The sequence below is a fragment of the Pseudomonas sp. UTLPPB19802 genome, assembly GCF_059730225.1.
The window spans coordinates 4846189-4860219 of record NZ_AP048545.1 but is presented as its reverse complement, the minus strand read 5'-3'; the positions used below and the strand labels follow the sequence as shown (position 1 = coordinate 4860219).

Genomic DNA, 14031 nt, shown 5'->3' with positions numbered 1-14031 from the left:
ATGCATCTGCTGGGAAACGTTTTGAAAATATATCACTTGACATAAAAGCCCTCAAAAGGCGATTTTTTACCAAGTGGAATAAATTCGGAACCCGGCCCCATGTCTGCCCATCGCCCGCTTGACCAGCAAGCCCCTACGCAACCTGCCACCGACAACCCGGCGCCCCCGGCCAATCGTCGCAAACCGAAACGGGTATTGCTCGGACTCGCCGCACTGGCTGGGATCGGCGGGCTGGTCTGGGCCGTGCAGTGGTACAGCGTCGGGCGTTTCATCGAGACCACCGATGATGCCTACCTGCAGGCCGACAGCATGACCGTCGCGCCCAAGGTGGGTGGCTATGTCGCGGAGGTGCTGGTGGCCGACAACCAGCAGGTCGAGGCCGGCCAGCCGTTGGCGCGGCTCGATCGGGGCAACTACCAGGCGTCTGCCGAGCAGTCCTCGGCCACGGTCAAGGCGCGCGAGGCCGATGTTGCGCGGGCCGAGGCCGAACTGGCCGAGCAGGATGCGAGCATTGCCCAGGCGCAGGCGGAACTGAGCGGCGCCGAGGCCGACCTGCACCATGCCCGTGGCCAGGTCCAGCGCTATGCACCGTTGGCCCGCTCGGGGGCCGAGACCGAGGAGCGCCTGGCCAGCCTGACCAACGAACAGTCTCGCGCCAAGGCTACGCTGGTCTCGCGCCAGGCTGCGCTACGCGCGGCGAAGGTGCGGGTCGGTACGCTCAAGGCGCAACTGCAGCAGGCCCAGGCGCAACTGGCCGTGGCCCAGGCCAGTGCCCGGCAGAGCGACCTCGACCTGGGGGACACGCTGCTCAAGAGCCCGATCAGCGGGCGCGTGGCCGATCGCACGGTGCGGGTTGGCCAGTTCGCCCAGCCGGGCACCCGGCTGCTGACCATCGTCCCGGTCCAGTCGCTGTACCTCACGGCCAACTTCAAGGAAACCCAGATCGGCACCATGCGCCCCGGCCAGGAAGTCACCGTGCACGTCGATGCCTTGCCGAACCAGGCGCTGGCCGGACACATCGACAGTATCTCGCCGGGTACCGGCGCGCAGTTCGCACTGCTGCCACCGTCCAATGCCACCGGCAACTTCACCAAGATCGTCCAGCGGGTCCCGGTGCGCATCGTCCTGGATATCCCCGAGGCCTTGCGGTCGGTACTGCTGCCGGGGTTGTCGGTGACCGTCGATGTCGATACCCGCAGTGCCGCGGATGCCAAGCATGGCTGACACCACACCGGGGGCAGGCGCTGTCAGCGCCCGCCCGGCCAATGCCGCACTGTCCGACTGGATCGCCGTGGCCGCCGGCTCGCTCGGTGCGCTGCTGGCGACCCTGGACATTTCCATCACCAACTCGGCGTTGCCGCAGATCCAGGGCCAGATCGGCGCGACCGGCACCGAAGGCACCTGGATCAGCACCGGCTACCTGATGTCGGAAATCGTCATGATCCCGCTGGCGGCCTGGCTGACCCGGGTATTCGGCCTGCGTCGGTTCCTGATGGCCATGGCCATTCTATTCACGCTGTTCTCGATGTACTGCGGCGCCTCCGACAGTCTCGGTGCGATGATCGCGGGGCGTATCGGCCAGGGCTTTGCCGGCGGGGCGATGATCCCTACCGCGCAAACCATCATCCGCACCCGCCTGCCGCAGCATCAGTTGTCCATCGGCATGAGCGTATTCGGCCTGACCGTGCTGCTGGGGCCGCTGATGGGCCCGGTGGTCGGCGGCTGGCTGACCGAAAACGTCAGCTGGCGCTGGTGCTTCTTCCTCAACCTGCCGGTGAGCATTGCCCTGGTGACCTTGTTGTGGACCGGCCTGAAGCCGGACAAGGTCGACCTCGAACGCCTGTTCAAGGCCGACTGGCTGGGCATCGTCGGCCTCGCGGTCGGCCTCAGCTCGCTGACCGTGGTGCTGGAGGAGGGCCAGCGCGAGCGCTGGTTCGACTCGCCGATGATCCTCTCGCTGAGCCTGCTGACGGTGCTTGGCTTCGTGCTGGTCACCCTCGGCCAACTGACGGCCCGGCAACCGATCATCCGCCTCGGCCTGATGCGCAATGCCAACTATGCCAGCGTGATCCTGATCGTCTCGGTGGTCGGTGCCGGGATCTACGGCGTGTCCTACCTGTTGCCGCAGTTTCTCGGCAACGTGTCGGGCTACAACGCCCAGCAGGCGGGTTCGATCATGCTGCTCTCCGGCATCCCGGCGTTCCTGATGATGCCGCTGCTGCCCAAACTGCTGGGGCGTTATCAGGCGCGCTGGCTGGTGAGCATCGGCCTGGCGCTGTTCTGTGTCAGTTGCCTGCTCGACGTGGGGCTCACGGCCGACAGTGTCGGCCATGATTTCTGGGGCTCGCAGATCATGCGCGGCTTTGCCCAGATCCTGGCGATGATGCCGCTCAACCAGGCCTCGATGTCGGCGGTCAAGACCGAGGAGGCCGGTGACGCCGCCGGGCTCTACAACATGGCACGCAACCTGGGCGGCTCGATCGGCCTGGCGTTGATCGGGGTGCTGGTCGACCGCCGCGAGCATTTTCACGATGCCATGCTGCGCGAGTCGGTGAACGCCAACAGCACCCTGGCCCAGGACCAGTTGGCCGCCAGCACGGCGGCCTTCCTCGCCCGTGGCGGCGACCAGGCCCATGCCCAGATGCAGTCGCTCGGGCAACTGGCGCAGACCATCGCCCGCGAGGCACTGGTGATGACCTACGGCGAAGCCTTCCTGCTGCTGGGGCTGGCGCTGCTCGCCTGCATTCCCCTGGCCTTGCTTCTCAAGACCCGCCAACCTCAAGGTGCTGCACGATGATACAAAAGACCTTACTGGCTGCTGCCGTGTTCACCGCGCTGGCTGGTTGCACCGTGGGCCCTGATTACGCTGGCGCACCGGTGGTGGCCGAACGAACCCTGGCTGCTGGTCACCTGCCCCATGCCGGCGGCCTTGAGACCGGCGCTCCGGCTCCCGCCGAGTGGTGGCACGGCCTGGGCGATAGCCAGCTCGATGAGCTGGTGCGCCAGGCCCTGCGCAACAGCCCGAACATTGCCGAGGCCGAGGCGCGGTTGCGCCAGTCGCGCGCGGGCCTGGCCAGCGAGCAGGCGGCCGGGCGGCCGAAACTCTCGGCCAACGCCACGATGTTGCGCACGCGCTCGCCGGATATCAGCCAGTTCAGTGGTGGCCAGGGTGGCGGTGGCGGGCGAGGGCCGCTGAGCCTGTACCTGGTCGATTTCGATGCCAGCTGGGAGGCCGATCTGTTCGGCGGTACTCGCCGGGCGATCGAGGCGGCCGATGCCAGTGCCGGTGCCAGCATCGCGCAGTTGGCGGATGCCCAGGTGCAGTTGGCGGCGGAAGTGGTGCAGGCGTATGTCGACTTGCGCGACCGTCAGCAACGCCTGGCCCTGGTCGATGCCTCCAGCGAGCTGGAACAGCAGGCGCTGGACCTGACCCGCCAGCGTCGCAGCCGTGGTGTCGCCAGCCAGTTGCAACTGGAGCAGGTCATCACCCAGGCCGATACCACCCGCTCGCAGCGCTCGCCGCTGCAGGCGCAGATCATCGAGTCGCTCGATCAACTGGCGACGCTGTGCGGCCTGGAACCGGGTGTGCTGGACAGCCGCCTGCAGGCTGTCCAGCCGTTGCCGAGCGTGCCGGCGCAGGTGCCGCTCGCCGATCCCGTCGCCTTGCTCAAGTCCCGCCCGGACATTCGCGCCGCCGAGCGCCAGTTGGCTTCGGCCAATGCCCAGATCGGCGAGAAAACCGCCGACTGGTTTCCCAAGCTCAGCCTCTACGGTGACTTGGGTTTCAGTGCCGGCGACCCAGGGCATCTGGCACGCAAGGACAACGCGACCTGGCTGGTGGTCCCGCGGCTGACCTGGAATGTACTGGATTTCGGCCGGGTCAAGGCGGGCGTCGAAGGTGCCGAAGCCGGGCGCGATGTGGCCGCGGCCCAGTACCGCGGCACGGTACTCGGAGCGCTACGTGATGCCGATACCGCCCTGGCCCGTTACGGCCAGCAGCGCGAACACGTGGTGGCGTTGCGCGGCATCCAGGCCAGCGCCGAGCGTGCTGCGGAGCTGACCCGGCAACGCTACCGCGCCGGTACCGCGAGTACCCTGGATTGGCTGGATGCCGAGCGGACCCGCTTCGATGCCCAGCAGAACCGCGTGGCGGGGGATGCGCAACTGCTCAAGGATTTTGCCGCGCTGCACAAGTCGCTGGGCCTGGGCTGGGGGGTAGCAGCGGCAGGCACCTGAGGCCCTGCCGTTACTGGCCTGCCTCCACCTCATCGAGCAGGCGCCGTGCCAGCGCCTGGCCTTCCTCCAGCGTTGCGGCCGTGCGATAGCGGATACCGAACGCCTGCTCGCCCTTGGGCCCCATCTCGTCAAAGTGTGCCCGTCGCGTCGGGTCGGCCAGGACGCTGATGATCCCGCGGCACAGTCCGGCAAACGCCCCCCGGTGCTGCTTGAGCCATTGGGCGCGGAACTTGCGGTCCTCATGGGGTTCATCATCCGCGGGTTCGTGATAGACCAGCACGAACGGCTCGCCCCGTGCCAGCAGCGCTTCGAGTTCCTGCGCCCATTGCTGGCTGTAGCCTGGCACCACCACGCCGGGCTCGATCAGGCAGATAGGGAAGGCGCGAATATCGTGGACCTGGAAGTGTTCAGTGTGCATGTTCGATCTCGTTCAAGTGAAGGGAGTACTGCAGCGTATCGCCTAGCCAGTTAAGCAGCTCGGTGCGGCGTTGGCGCAGGAAGAAATGGCCGCCGTCGACCTGGCGCCAGTCGAAACCGGCGCCCGCGTGCCGGCGCCACAGGCGGGCAGCCTCCAGTGGTACCAGGTGGTCGTCGCTGGCCGCGACCATCACCACCGGGCAATAGAGTTGGGCATCGCTCTCGGCGCAATAACCTTCGGCCAGGGCGCTGTCGTTGCGCAGGATCGGCGCCAGGGTGCGCATCATCTGCTCGTCGGCCAGCACCGCCTCGGGGGTGCCGCCCAGATGACGTACCTCGGCGGCGAATTGCGCCTCGTCATACCCGGACACCTTGCGCAGCAGTGGCAGGCTCGGCGCCGGACAGGCCATCAGGAACAGCAGCCGGGGTGGCCTGCCACGCGCGCTCATCACTCGGGCAACCTCGAATGCCACCTTGCAGCCGAGACTGCAGCCAAGCAGTGCCCAGGGCTGGTCGGTCCATGGCTCGATCACTTCGACCAGTTGTTGCACCAGTGTGTTCATGTCGGCGATACCCGGCTCGCCAATCCGTCCCTCGCGCCCTGGCAGTTGCAACGGATGGATGCGCCAGGCACCCGTGTCGAGCTGCCAGTGGCGATAGACCGAGGCGCCGCCGCCAGCATAGGGCAGGGCGAACACGTGATGGCCCAGCGCCCGGTCCGGTTGCCCGAATGGCAGCCATGGGCTTGCCGCTGCGTTGCCACCGAACGCCGCGTCCAGCCGCGCCGAGCGCCCGGCCAGGGCACGGGCCACCGCCGGCTCGACTACGCCGGCCTGTGCGCGCCTGCGCAGGTGCAGGACGCGGTAGTCGGCCCGGCCATCGCCGAGGGCATCGAACAGGCTCGAACCGGGCTCTGCGAGAAAACGCTCAAGCTCGGTGCGCAGTTCGGGGTTGTCGTGCTGCGCCAGCACTTCGCGCAGGCGTTGCGCAACCCGTGGCGGCGCGGCCTGGCGGGCCGCGACTACCTGGGCGGCAACCGAGCGCTCGGCGAGCAGTTCGAAGCCGCACTGGGCCAGCGCGTTGCGGATGTGAGGCAGGCTGGCGGCATCGAACACATCGGCGTAGCAGAACGTGCCGTTGTCGCGCAGTACCCGCCAGACATGTCCGAAAAAGGCCGGCAGGTCACTGTAGGCGCCGGAAGACTCGAGGTTCAGCACCAGGTCGACGCTGCTGTCGGCCAGCGGCAACTGGCAGGCATCGGCAATCTGCAGGCGCAGCCGCGCCTGCCGGTGACGACTGCGGCAATAGGCGATGTTGGCGGCCGACAGGTCGACGCCGGTCAAAGAGCGCGGACGGTACAGTCGGCCGAGCAGGGCCAGCGCACCACCGCGACCGCAGCCGACGTCGAGCACTTGGCTGCCGTCCACCGGCAATTGGCCGAGCATTTCCAGCACCAGGCGCGCCTGGTCGGCGCCGGGCTCGGCGGGGTTCACCACGTGTCGTGCCTGATCGGTGAGGCCCGGCACGGAGCGGTAGCCCCAGTTCAGGTACAGCGCATGCTCGGCCATGCCGGCGGCTTCCAGCAGTTCGGCCAGGCCTGCGTAGGCCTGGCGATTGCGCTGGAGTGAAGGGTCTTGCAGGGCGAGGGCGTTGTTCATGGGTGGGCCTCCTGGGCGTAGGTGGTCGGGTCCGGCCAGGGCACCGGCGGCGGTGTGCAGCGCACCATGCGCGGCTGGCCAACGGCGCGCATGATGCCCAGCCAGGCCTGGCCGTGGGCGTGCCACCATTGGGGTTGATGAACCGCTGCCGCCGGTTCGAGCAGTTCGTCCAGCGCTGCACTGATGGCCTGGGGAAACTCGCTTTGTACCGCCTGGGCCAGGCTCGGGCCGTCGGCGGGACCAAAGGTGACGGCGGTCGGCTGGCGATTGAAGCGACTGTCGGCATGGACGGCCGGCTCCAGCAGATACGATGCCGTGGCGTCGTCACGCTGGTAGTCGGGGGCATAGATCGGATGGCTCCACACCACCGGGCCATAGCTGTTGACCAGGGTTACGTGGCCCTCCGGCCCGCCGATGGCGATGCGGTGCATGACCAGGCTGTGGTGGTCGGGATCGTCCGGGTCGAGCCAGTCCTGCAGGTGCAGGGCGAAGGGGATCGTGCCGATACGGCCCTGGATGGAGCGGAATGGCAGCGGCGGGCCCTCCGGTGCGGGCGCGGCGCTGCAGGTAAAGTCCGCCTGGGGGCCGCCGAGGGCGCGCTGCACCAGGTCCAGGCTGGAATACAGCAGTTGCAGGCTGGTGGTGATTTCGATGAAGGCCGGCGGGCGTCGCTCGGCACTGGACCGGGCATAGCCGATGAAGCGCTGCCCGGCCGGCAGGTGCGGATAGAAGGTGCACACCTGGTAGCGGCAGCCATGGGCCGCGCCGACGGCCTGCAGGCGAGCGATGTCGGTGGGGTGTGCCGGATGCTCCTGGAGCACATGGATACCCCGTTCGAGCAAGGCCCGCGCGAGGTTCGAGCCCTCGCCACCGACGATGGCGCTGCGCACCACCACGCAGGCGACCTGGATGTCGCCAGGCACCTGCTCGACCGCCTGGTACAGCGGTACCCCCAGACGCTCGGCCAGTGCCCGCGAGCGCCCGCTGCCGCGAGCCAGGATGCCGGCCAGGCGGTAGCGCGGCAGCGCCCCGCTGGCCAGCGCCGCCAGATAATGCTCGCCAAAGCGGGTACCGCAGACCAGGACCTTGATCGGCAGGTTCATGCGGCACCTCCCAGCAGGCTCGACAGCGGCGCATCCCAGGCCGCCGGCTCATCGGCCAGGCGTTCCAGCAGGTTGCCGAAGCGGGCCATCAGCGCTGCACCCAGTGCCTCGTCGAGTCGATCCAGGCGCAGGTCGAGGTTGTAGAGCAGAGCGCTTTCTTCCTCCAGCACCTGCAGGTGCAGCCAGGTGCCCGGTTGCGAGGCCACCTCGAAGCTCGGCATGCCCAGCAGCGGGTCGCTGGTTTCCGGAATCGCGTAGGTGGTGCGCACGCCCAGCAGACTGGTCATGGCCACGCTGGGCAAACCGCTCAGGCCATGGGCATCGAGTACCTGGGCCGGGCCCACCAGGCAGGCTGCCAGGCGTTGCTCGAGGGCCGCGGCACCGGCCTGCGCCAGCGCCATGAAACTTGGCTGCGCCGGGTCGCACGGCAGCAGGGCCAGGTCGCTGGCATCGAGTACCAGGTTCATCACCTCGGCATGCAGGGGCTTGCGGTCAGGGTAGTCCAGGCGAAGGGCAAATGCCTGCTGTGGACTGTGGGGCATCAGGGCGACCGCGTAGATGGCCGCCAGCACCGCGCTGGCCGAAAGGTTGGCCTGCAGGCCGCGTTGCTTGAGGGCCAGCCAGCGCTGGCGGGGCAGCGCCGCGCGCCAGATCCGATAGTCTGCCGGGCCACTGCCGCCCTGGGGCAGCGTCAGTGGCGCAGGGCAATTGGCGCTGGCTTGGCGGTAGGCATGGAACTGCGTGGCACAGGCTTCGGTGTCACCCAGGGCCTGTTCGCAGGCGAAGTAGTCCAACGCGCCAAATTGCAGTGGCGGCAGGCGTCGGCCCGGCTCGGTCAGCCACAGGTAGGTCTCGCGCAGGATCACCCGTACGCTTTCGATGTCGATCAGCGCGGTGTCCAGGCGCAGGTGCAGGCGCAGCGTCTGTTCATCCAGGCGACTGGCGTGCCACTGGAACGGCAGGCCGCTGACGGCAGCGGGCTCGCGTGACCACTGGCTGCGCCGCGCGTCCAGTGCACGGTCACGCTCGGCGGCCGGGCGGCCGCGCCAGTCGTCGTGTGCAATGTGCAGGCGGGTGCCGGCTGGGGCCAGGCGGACCCGGCCGTGTTCGTCAAGGTGGGCACGGGTCATCGGATGGCGCTCGAGCAACTGGTTCCAGGCCTGTTCGAAGGCCTCCAGGTTGAACGCGGCAGGCTTGTCGTATTCCACGTACAGCAGTTGTGGCAGGTCCGCGAGTGCCTGGCGGCGTGCGCGCAACCCGGTCAGCGGGGCGTCGCTGGCCGGTTGTGGCAGGGCGTCGCCGTTGGCCGCCAGCCACTGGCCGCCACGGGCCTGCAATTGCCCGAGGCCTTCGCGCAAGGGCGTCCAGGCCGAGACCGGCGCCTGTTCGCCAGCAGGCAGCAGGCGGCGTTCCAGGCCGGCGGCGAAGCGTTCGAAGGTGGTGAACTCGAACGCTTCCTGGGCCGACAGTGCCACGCCCAGGTCACGCTTGAGGGTTTCACACAACTCCAGCAACAGCAGCGAGTCCAGCCCCAGTTGGGCCAGCGGCGTGTGCGCCTGGATGTCGGTGGCCGGGCATTGCAGCAGGGCCGCCAGGCGCGAGCGCAGGTCGCTGGCAACGTCCGCGGCGGGTGCCTGTTGGCCGCCCAACTGGTTGCACAACGCTTGCAGGGTGTCGACCTCATAGAGTGCCTGGGCGCTCAGGCGTACGCCAAACTGCTGCTGGATCCGTTCGGCCAGTTCCAGGAGCAGCAGCGAATCCAGGCCGAGCTGGATCAGCCGGGTCTGCGCACCGACGGCCTGCGGAGCACAACCGGCGATGCTGGCGATCAGTTGCCGGAGCGTGTCGGCCAGGCTATCGGTGCCCGGTGCGGGGGCGGCGTCGATTACCGGCGCCGGTGGCCGTGCAACCTGGCCGTCGAACACACCGGCAAAGCGCCGGGCGGTCGCCGGAGCCTGGGCGATGCGTGCCCAGTCGAGCCTGGCCGGCATCACCATCGAGGCGTTGCTGCCGGTGGCCGCGCCAAGCAGCGCCAGGCCCTGCGCGGTCGACAGCCCGAGCATGCCGCGTTCAGCCAACTGCGTCACCAGCGCGGCGCGCTGCGGCTGGCCGATTTCACCCCACAGGCCCCAGGCCAGTGCCAGGGTATCGTGGCCGCGGGCATTGCGTTGGCTGGCCAGGGCTTCCAGCCGGGCGTTGGCGCAGGCATGGGCGCCCTGGCCCTGGGGGCCGAGTACGCTGGCGGCGGAGCTGAAGTACAGGGTCAGCGCCGGATCGAGCTGGGCCTGATGGCGGTCCAGGGCGAGTGCCGGCAGCAGCTTGGTGTCCAGGCAGCGGTGCCACTGTGTCGCATCGTGCAGGCGCAATGGCGCATCGTCGACCACGCCGGCCAGGTGGATGATCCAACCCAGCTTCGGTCCCCTGGCCAGGCGTAGCAGCGCGGCATCGAATGCCCGGGCATCGAGCACGTCGGCCTGGCTGTCGACCTCGACTGTTACGCCGCGGGCGCGCAGTCGTTCGAGCTGGCGCTGCTCACTGCTGTCGGGCGCACGGCGGGCGAGGATCACCAGGTCGTCGGCGCCCTGGTCGGCCAACCAGTTGGCGACTGCCAGGCCCAGCTCGCACAAGCCGCCGACCAGTACGTGACGTCCTTGCGGACGGGTCGTGTTCGCTGGCAGCGGCAGGGCCTGCAACTGGCGTTCGAACAACCGACCCTCACGCTGCGCCAGCACGCGCAGGTCAGCCACGGCGGGCTCGGCCCACAAGCCGAGCAAGGTCTCGGCGTTGGTCGGGGTGTCGCTGTCGAGCAGGCAGGCCGACAGCGGCGCCAGCTCCTGCACGGCCACCGCCAGCAGGCCGGCGCCACCCGCGGCCATCCAGTCTTCGGCGCAGTCACCGGGGCTGACGACGAACGCGTCGCGGCACAGTACGGTCAGTGCGGGGCGGTGTGGTTGCCCGGCCAGGTGTTGCAGCAGCGCCGGCAAGTCGTCGGGAGCGAAGCTGGCCAGGCACACGGCGTCGTAATCCGCCAGGTGCAGACTGCCGATGGCGCTCACCGGGCTGACCTGGACCTGCACCCCATGACGGGCGAAGCCGGCCAGGTCTGCCTGCTCGCCCAGCCACAGCAGCCGTTGCAGGCTGGCGCCGGTGGGGAGCGTCAGTGGCCGCCAGTGCCAGGCATACAAGCCACCCTGGTCCGGCCATTGCGCGGCAGCGGGGTGCTGGCGCGGGCCATGCTGCAATTCCAGCCAGACCTGGCCTGTGGCATCGACGGCCAGCGCCGCCTGGGGTTCGACCTGTAGCCACAGCTGCGCCGGGGCCGTCTGGTCCTGGCGCCAATGCACGGCGTGCAGGTCCTGGGCATCGAGGGCCAGGCGCGCCAGCAGCCGATCGAGCAGTCCGTCGTCCGCCGCACCGGCCAGTGCCTGGCGCGGCAGGGCGACCTGTCGACGCAGGTTGCGCGGTTGTTGCCGTTGGGCGCTGAGCAGCGGCTGCCAGAGACCGTCGCCCTGGCGGGCGCTGACCCGCAGGTGCTGCGCCTCGCCCTCCAGGCGCAGTTGCAGCGGTGCTGGCAGCGTGAGCGGATCGAGGTGCCAGTGCAGCCCTTGCAGGCGACTGTCGGCGGGATTGTCCAGGCTGCGCACCAGCCAGCCCAGGATCGCGCCGGCACTGGGGTCGGCCAATAGCTGCGATGGCGCTGGCGGCGCGATCGAGGTTGCCTGTCGTGGCCATTGCGCGACGATGATCTGCTCGCCGAGAGCGTGGCTGGCCAGGTGCGTGCCGGGATAGCCGCTGCAGCGCTCGAAGCCGGCGGCCTGGGCCGCCGCCTGCCATTGGCGGAAGGTCGCGAACAGCTCGCCGGCACGGCCGTCGGCCGGGTCCAGCGGTGGTACCAGCGGGCCGAAGACGAAGTCGAAGAGTTTTTTCGGCTCGATGATCTCGCGCATCAGCAACAGCCCACCGGGCGCCAGGCGGGTGGCGAGGTTGGCCAGCACGGTGCGCAGGTCGGGCGCGTTGTGCAGCACGTTGGCGGCGATGATCAGGTCGAAGCCTTCCGGCAGGCCCTGGGCGGCGGCAGGCTGGTTCATGTCGAAGGGGTGGTAGCGCATGAACGGCACGTCGGCGAACTTGCGTCGGGCCCGTCCGAGGAACAGCGGGCCGACATCGGTGAACCAGTACTCGACGCAACCGCCTTCGGGCAACTGCGCCAGGACATCACGGGTGGTGCCACCTGTGCCGCCACCGACTTCGAGAATACGCAGCGGCCGGCCGCGTTCGGCCAGACCATGCACGGCCGCAGCGGCGATCTGGTTCAGGTAGCGCGACCAGGGTTGCTCCTGATACATGTGCTCGACATCGTCGGTGGCGGCGCCGGGGAACACCACGCTGACCGGGTCGACGCGCCCGGCGAGCATGTCGGCCAGGCGCGGGCCGGTACGTTCGACCAGCACGGCGAGTTGTTCGTAGCCCAGCTCGCGCATGGTCGCCAGCCACGGTTCGGGCGTCGGCAGTTGCGCCGTGCGCAGGTTGCCGTAGCGGCCGCCCTGCACATCGAGCATCTCGGCGGCTGCCAGGTCACGCAGCAGGCGTGCGAACAGGTCGCGCAACTCGACTGCGGCACCGGCCTGGGCCAGGCACTGGTCCACGTCCAGCCACTGGCCGGGCGTGCCGCACACCCCCAGTTCGGCGAAGGCACGGCCCACGTAGGCACTGTGCAGGGCATCGACGCCGCGTTGCTCCAACGCCAGGCCCGAGAGGTCAAGGGCTGCACCATGGGCCTCGGCGGCTTGCCCGGCGGCGTCGTTCAGCGCCTGCCAGTCATCGACCGGCGCGGTTCTTGCCGTGGCAGCCGCTGGTGCGTTGTACCAGCAACGCTGGCCTTCGAACGGTGCGGTCGGCAGCAGCGCCCGTTGCCGTGGGCGGCGAGCGCTCAGGCTGTGCGCGGCCCAATCCGGTGTTTCGGCCAGGGCCAGGTCGCGCAGTTCAGGGTCGAGGTTACCCGCCTGCCACAGGCCGATCGCGCCACGTTCCTGCTGCTCGAAGCCGTCGAGCAGGCCGTCGGCGAAGTCCAGCAAGGCGTCGGCCAGATCCTGGCGGCTGTCGCCGACCAGCAGCAGGCGCCGCGCATACAGGCTGCGGTGGTGCACGCTGGTGGCGGCATAGTCATGCAGGTCGCCGCGGCTGTCTTCGAGGCATTGCGCATGGCGCCGGGCGAGTTCGGCCAGGGCTTGTTCGCTGCGGGCACTGAGCAGCAACAGCGCGGGGCCGGGTAGGGGTTCGAACGCCAGCGCCGGCGGCTGTTCCAGCACCGCATGGCAGTTGGTCCCGCCGATGGCGAAGGCGCTCACGGCCGCTCGCCGTGGCCCGCTGCCGGCCGGCCAGGGCAGGAGCATCTGCGGCACGTAGAAGGGGCTTTGGGCGAAGTCGATGGCTGGGTTCGGCTGGTCGAAGTTCAGACTCGGCGGGATCTGCCCGTGGTGCAGTGCCAGCGCGGCCTTGAGCAGGCTGGCGACCCCGGCGGCGGTGTCCAGGTGGCCGAGGTTGCCCTTGACCGAACCCAGCGCGCACCAGGGCGTGGTCGGCCCGGCCTGCCAGGCCCGGCACAGGGCCTGGACTTCGATCGGGTCGCCCAGCGGCGTGGCGGTGCCATGGGCCTCGACCAGGCCGATGCTGGCCGGTTCCACTTCGGCCAGGTGCAGGGCCTGGCCGATCACCTGGGCCTGGCCTTCGGGCGACGGGGCGGTGTAGCCGGCCTTGCCGGCGCCATCATTGTTCACTGCCGAGCCGCGCAGTACGGCGAGGATCGGGTCGCCGTCAGCCAGGGCCGCGTCCAGGCGCTTGAGCAGGACCACGCCGACGCCGTTGCCGATGGCAGTGCCGTCGGCCTGGGCGTCGAAGGGACGGCACAGGCCGTCGGCGGAGAAGATCATGCCCGGACGATGCAGGTAGCCGGCCTGCTGTGGGAAGCCGATGCCGGCACCGCCGGCCAGGACCATGTCGCATTCGCCACTGGCCAGTTGTTCGCAGGCCAGGTGCACCGCCACCAGCGAGCTGGAGCAGGCGGTCTGCACGGTCAGGCTGGGGCCGCGCAGGCCGAGCTTGTAGGACACGCGAGTGGCCAGGTAGTCCTTGTCGTTGCCCATCAGGCGGGCGAAGGTCAGCGGCGAAGCAATGTCCTGTACGCGGTCGAAATGCGCGGCGCTGTAGGTCGACAGCTTGCAGGCGCCGAGTACGCCTACCGTTGGCCGTTGCGGGTCATCGGCCAACGCCTGGGGGCCGTAGCCGGCCATTTCCAGGGCTTCCCAGGCACACATCAGGAACAGCCGCTGCTGCGGGTCGATCAACTGCGCCTCCTGCTGCGAGTAGCCGAAGAACGACCAGTCGAAGCGCTCCACGTCTTCCAGCACCGCCGCGGCGCCGACGAAGTCGGGGCGCGCGCGCAGGACCGGGTCGCTGCTCTCGAAGCGCTCGATCAGCGCCTCGCCATCGGCCAGCCGCCGCCAGTAGTCGAAAATGTCCACGGCACGCGGCATGCGGCAGCCCGCGGCGATGATTGCCACCGGCAGGGTGTCGCCATAGTGTTGTTGCAGGTCCAGCTGTTCACACAGGTTCATAAC

Annotated in this window: 7 protein-coding genes; 3 read left to right on the top strand and 4 right to left on the bottom strand. The window is 69.1% G+C overall.

Going from position 1 to position 14031, the window contains the following annotated elements; all coding sequences use genetic code 11:
- The first annotated feature begins 99 nt into the window (after nt 1-99).
- The 3 genes from AC6I6U_RS20935 to AC6I6U_RS20925 are packed head-to-tail and all read left to right on the top strand — an operon-like array spanning nt 100 to nt 4236.
- Nucleotides 100-1224 carry an HlyD family secretion protein gene (locus AC6I6U_RS20935; protein ID WP_497877932.1) on the top strand — a complete coding sequence of 375 codons (1125 nt, stop codon included), beginning with the start codon at nt 100-102 and terminating at the stop codon, nt 1222-1224.
- Nucleotides 1217-2797: a DHA2 family efflux MFS transporter permease subunit gene (locus tag AC6I6U_RS20930; protein WP_497877931.1), complete on the top strand. Its 1581-nt coding sequence runs from the start codon at nt 1217-1219 to the stop codon at nt 2795-2797. The genes AC6I6U_RS20935 and AC6I6U_RS20930 overlap by 8 nt, the downstream gene beginning before the upstream one ends.
- Nucleotides 2794-4236, top strand: coding sequence for an efflux transporter outer membrane subunit (locus AC6I6U_RS20925; protein WP_497877930.1), 1443 nt, complete (start codon nt 2794-2796; stop codon nt 4234-4236). The genes AC6I6U_RS20930 and AC6I6U_RS20925 overlap by 4 nt, the downstream gene beginning before the upstream one ends.
- Before the next feature lie 10 nt (nt 4237-4246).
- Here the strand turns inward: AC6I6U_RS20925 and AC6I6U_RS20920 are convergent, their stop codons facing one another.
- The 4 genes from AC6I6U_RS20920 to AC6I6U_RS20905 are packed head-to-tail and all read right to left on the bottom strand — an operon-like array spanning nt 4247 to nt 14028.
- A complete protein-coding gene (locus AC6I6U_RS20920; protein WP_497877929.1) occupies nt 4247-4654 on the bottom strand; it encodes a hypothetical protein in 408 nt (135 codons plus the stop codon).
- The gene (locus tag AC6I6U_RS20915; RefSeq protein WP_497877928.1) at nt 4644-6311 is read right to left on the bottom strand and encodes an alpha/beta fold hydrolase; all 1668 of its coding nucleotides are present in this window, start codon (nt 6309-6311) and stop codon (nt 4644-4646) included. The genes AC6I6U_RS20920 and AC6I6U_RS20915 overlap by 11 nt, the downstream gene beginning before the upstream one ends.
- Nucleotides 6308-7414: a Gfo/Idh/MocA family oxidoreductase gene (locus tag AC6I6U_RS20910; protein WP_497877927.1), complete on the bottom strand. Its 1107-nt coding sequence runs from the start codon at nt 7412-7414 to the stop codon at nt 6308-6310. The genes AC6I6U_RS20915 and AC6I6U_RS20910 overlap by 4 nt, the downstream gene beginning before the upstream one ends.
- Nucleotides 7411-14028 carry a beta-ketoacyl synthase N-terminal-like domain-containing protein gene (locus AC6I6U_RS20905; RefSeq protein ID WP_497877926.1) on the bottom strand — a complete coding sequence of 2206 codons (6618 nt, stop codon included), beginning with the start codon at nt 14026-14028 and terminating at the stop codon, nt 7411-7413. Before AC6I6U_RS20905 ends, AC6I6U_RS20910 begins: the two co-directional genes overlap by 4 nt.
- Between the last annotated feature and the right edge of the window lie 3 nt (nt 14029-14031).

Coding starts and splice junctions, on each gene's coding strand:
- AC6I6U_RS20910 (WP_497877927.1), bottom strand. CDS start 7,414: ATGAACCTGCCGATCAAGGTCCTGGTCTGCGGTACCCGCTTTGGCGAG.
- AC6I6U_RS20930 (WP_497877931.1), top strand. CDS start 1,217: ATGGCTGACACCACACCGGGGGCAGGCGCTGTCAGCGCCCGCCCGGCC.
- AC6I6U_RS20920 (WP_497877929.1), bottom strand. CDS start 4,654: ATGCACACTGAACACTTCCAGGTCCACGATATTCGCGCCTTCCCTATC.
- AC6I6U_RS20905 (WP_497877926.1), bottom strand. CDS start 14,028: ATGAACCTGTGTGAACAGCTGGACCTGCAACAACACTATGGCGACACC.
- AC6I6U_RS20925 (WP_497877930.1), top strand. CDS start 2,794: ATGATACAAAAGACCTTACTGGCTGCTGCCGTGTTCACCGCGCTGGCT.
- AC6I6U_RS20915 (WP_497877928.1), bottom strand. CDS start 6,311: ATGAACAACGCCCTCGCCCTGCAAGACCCTTCACTCCAGCGCAATCGC.
- AC6I6U_RS20935 (WP_497877932.1), top strand. CDS start 100: ATGTCTGCCCATCGCCCGCTTGACCAGCAAGCCCCTACGCAACCTGCC.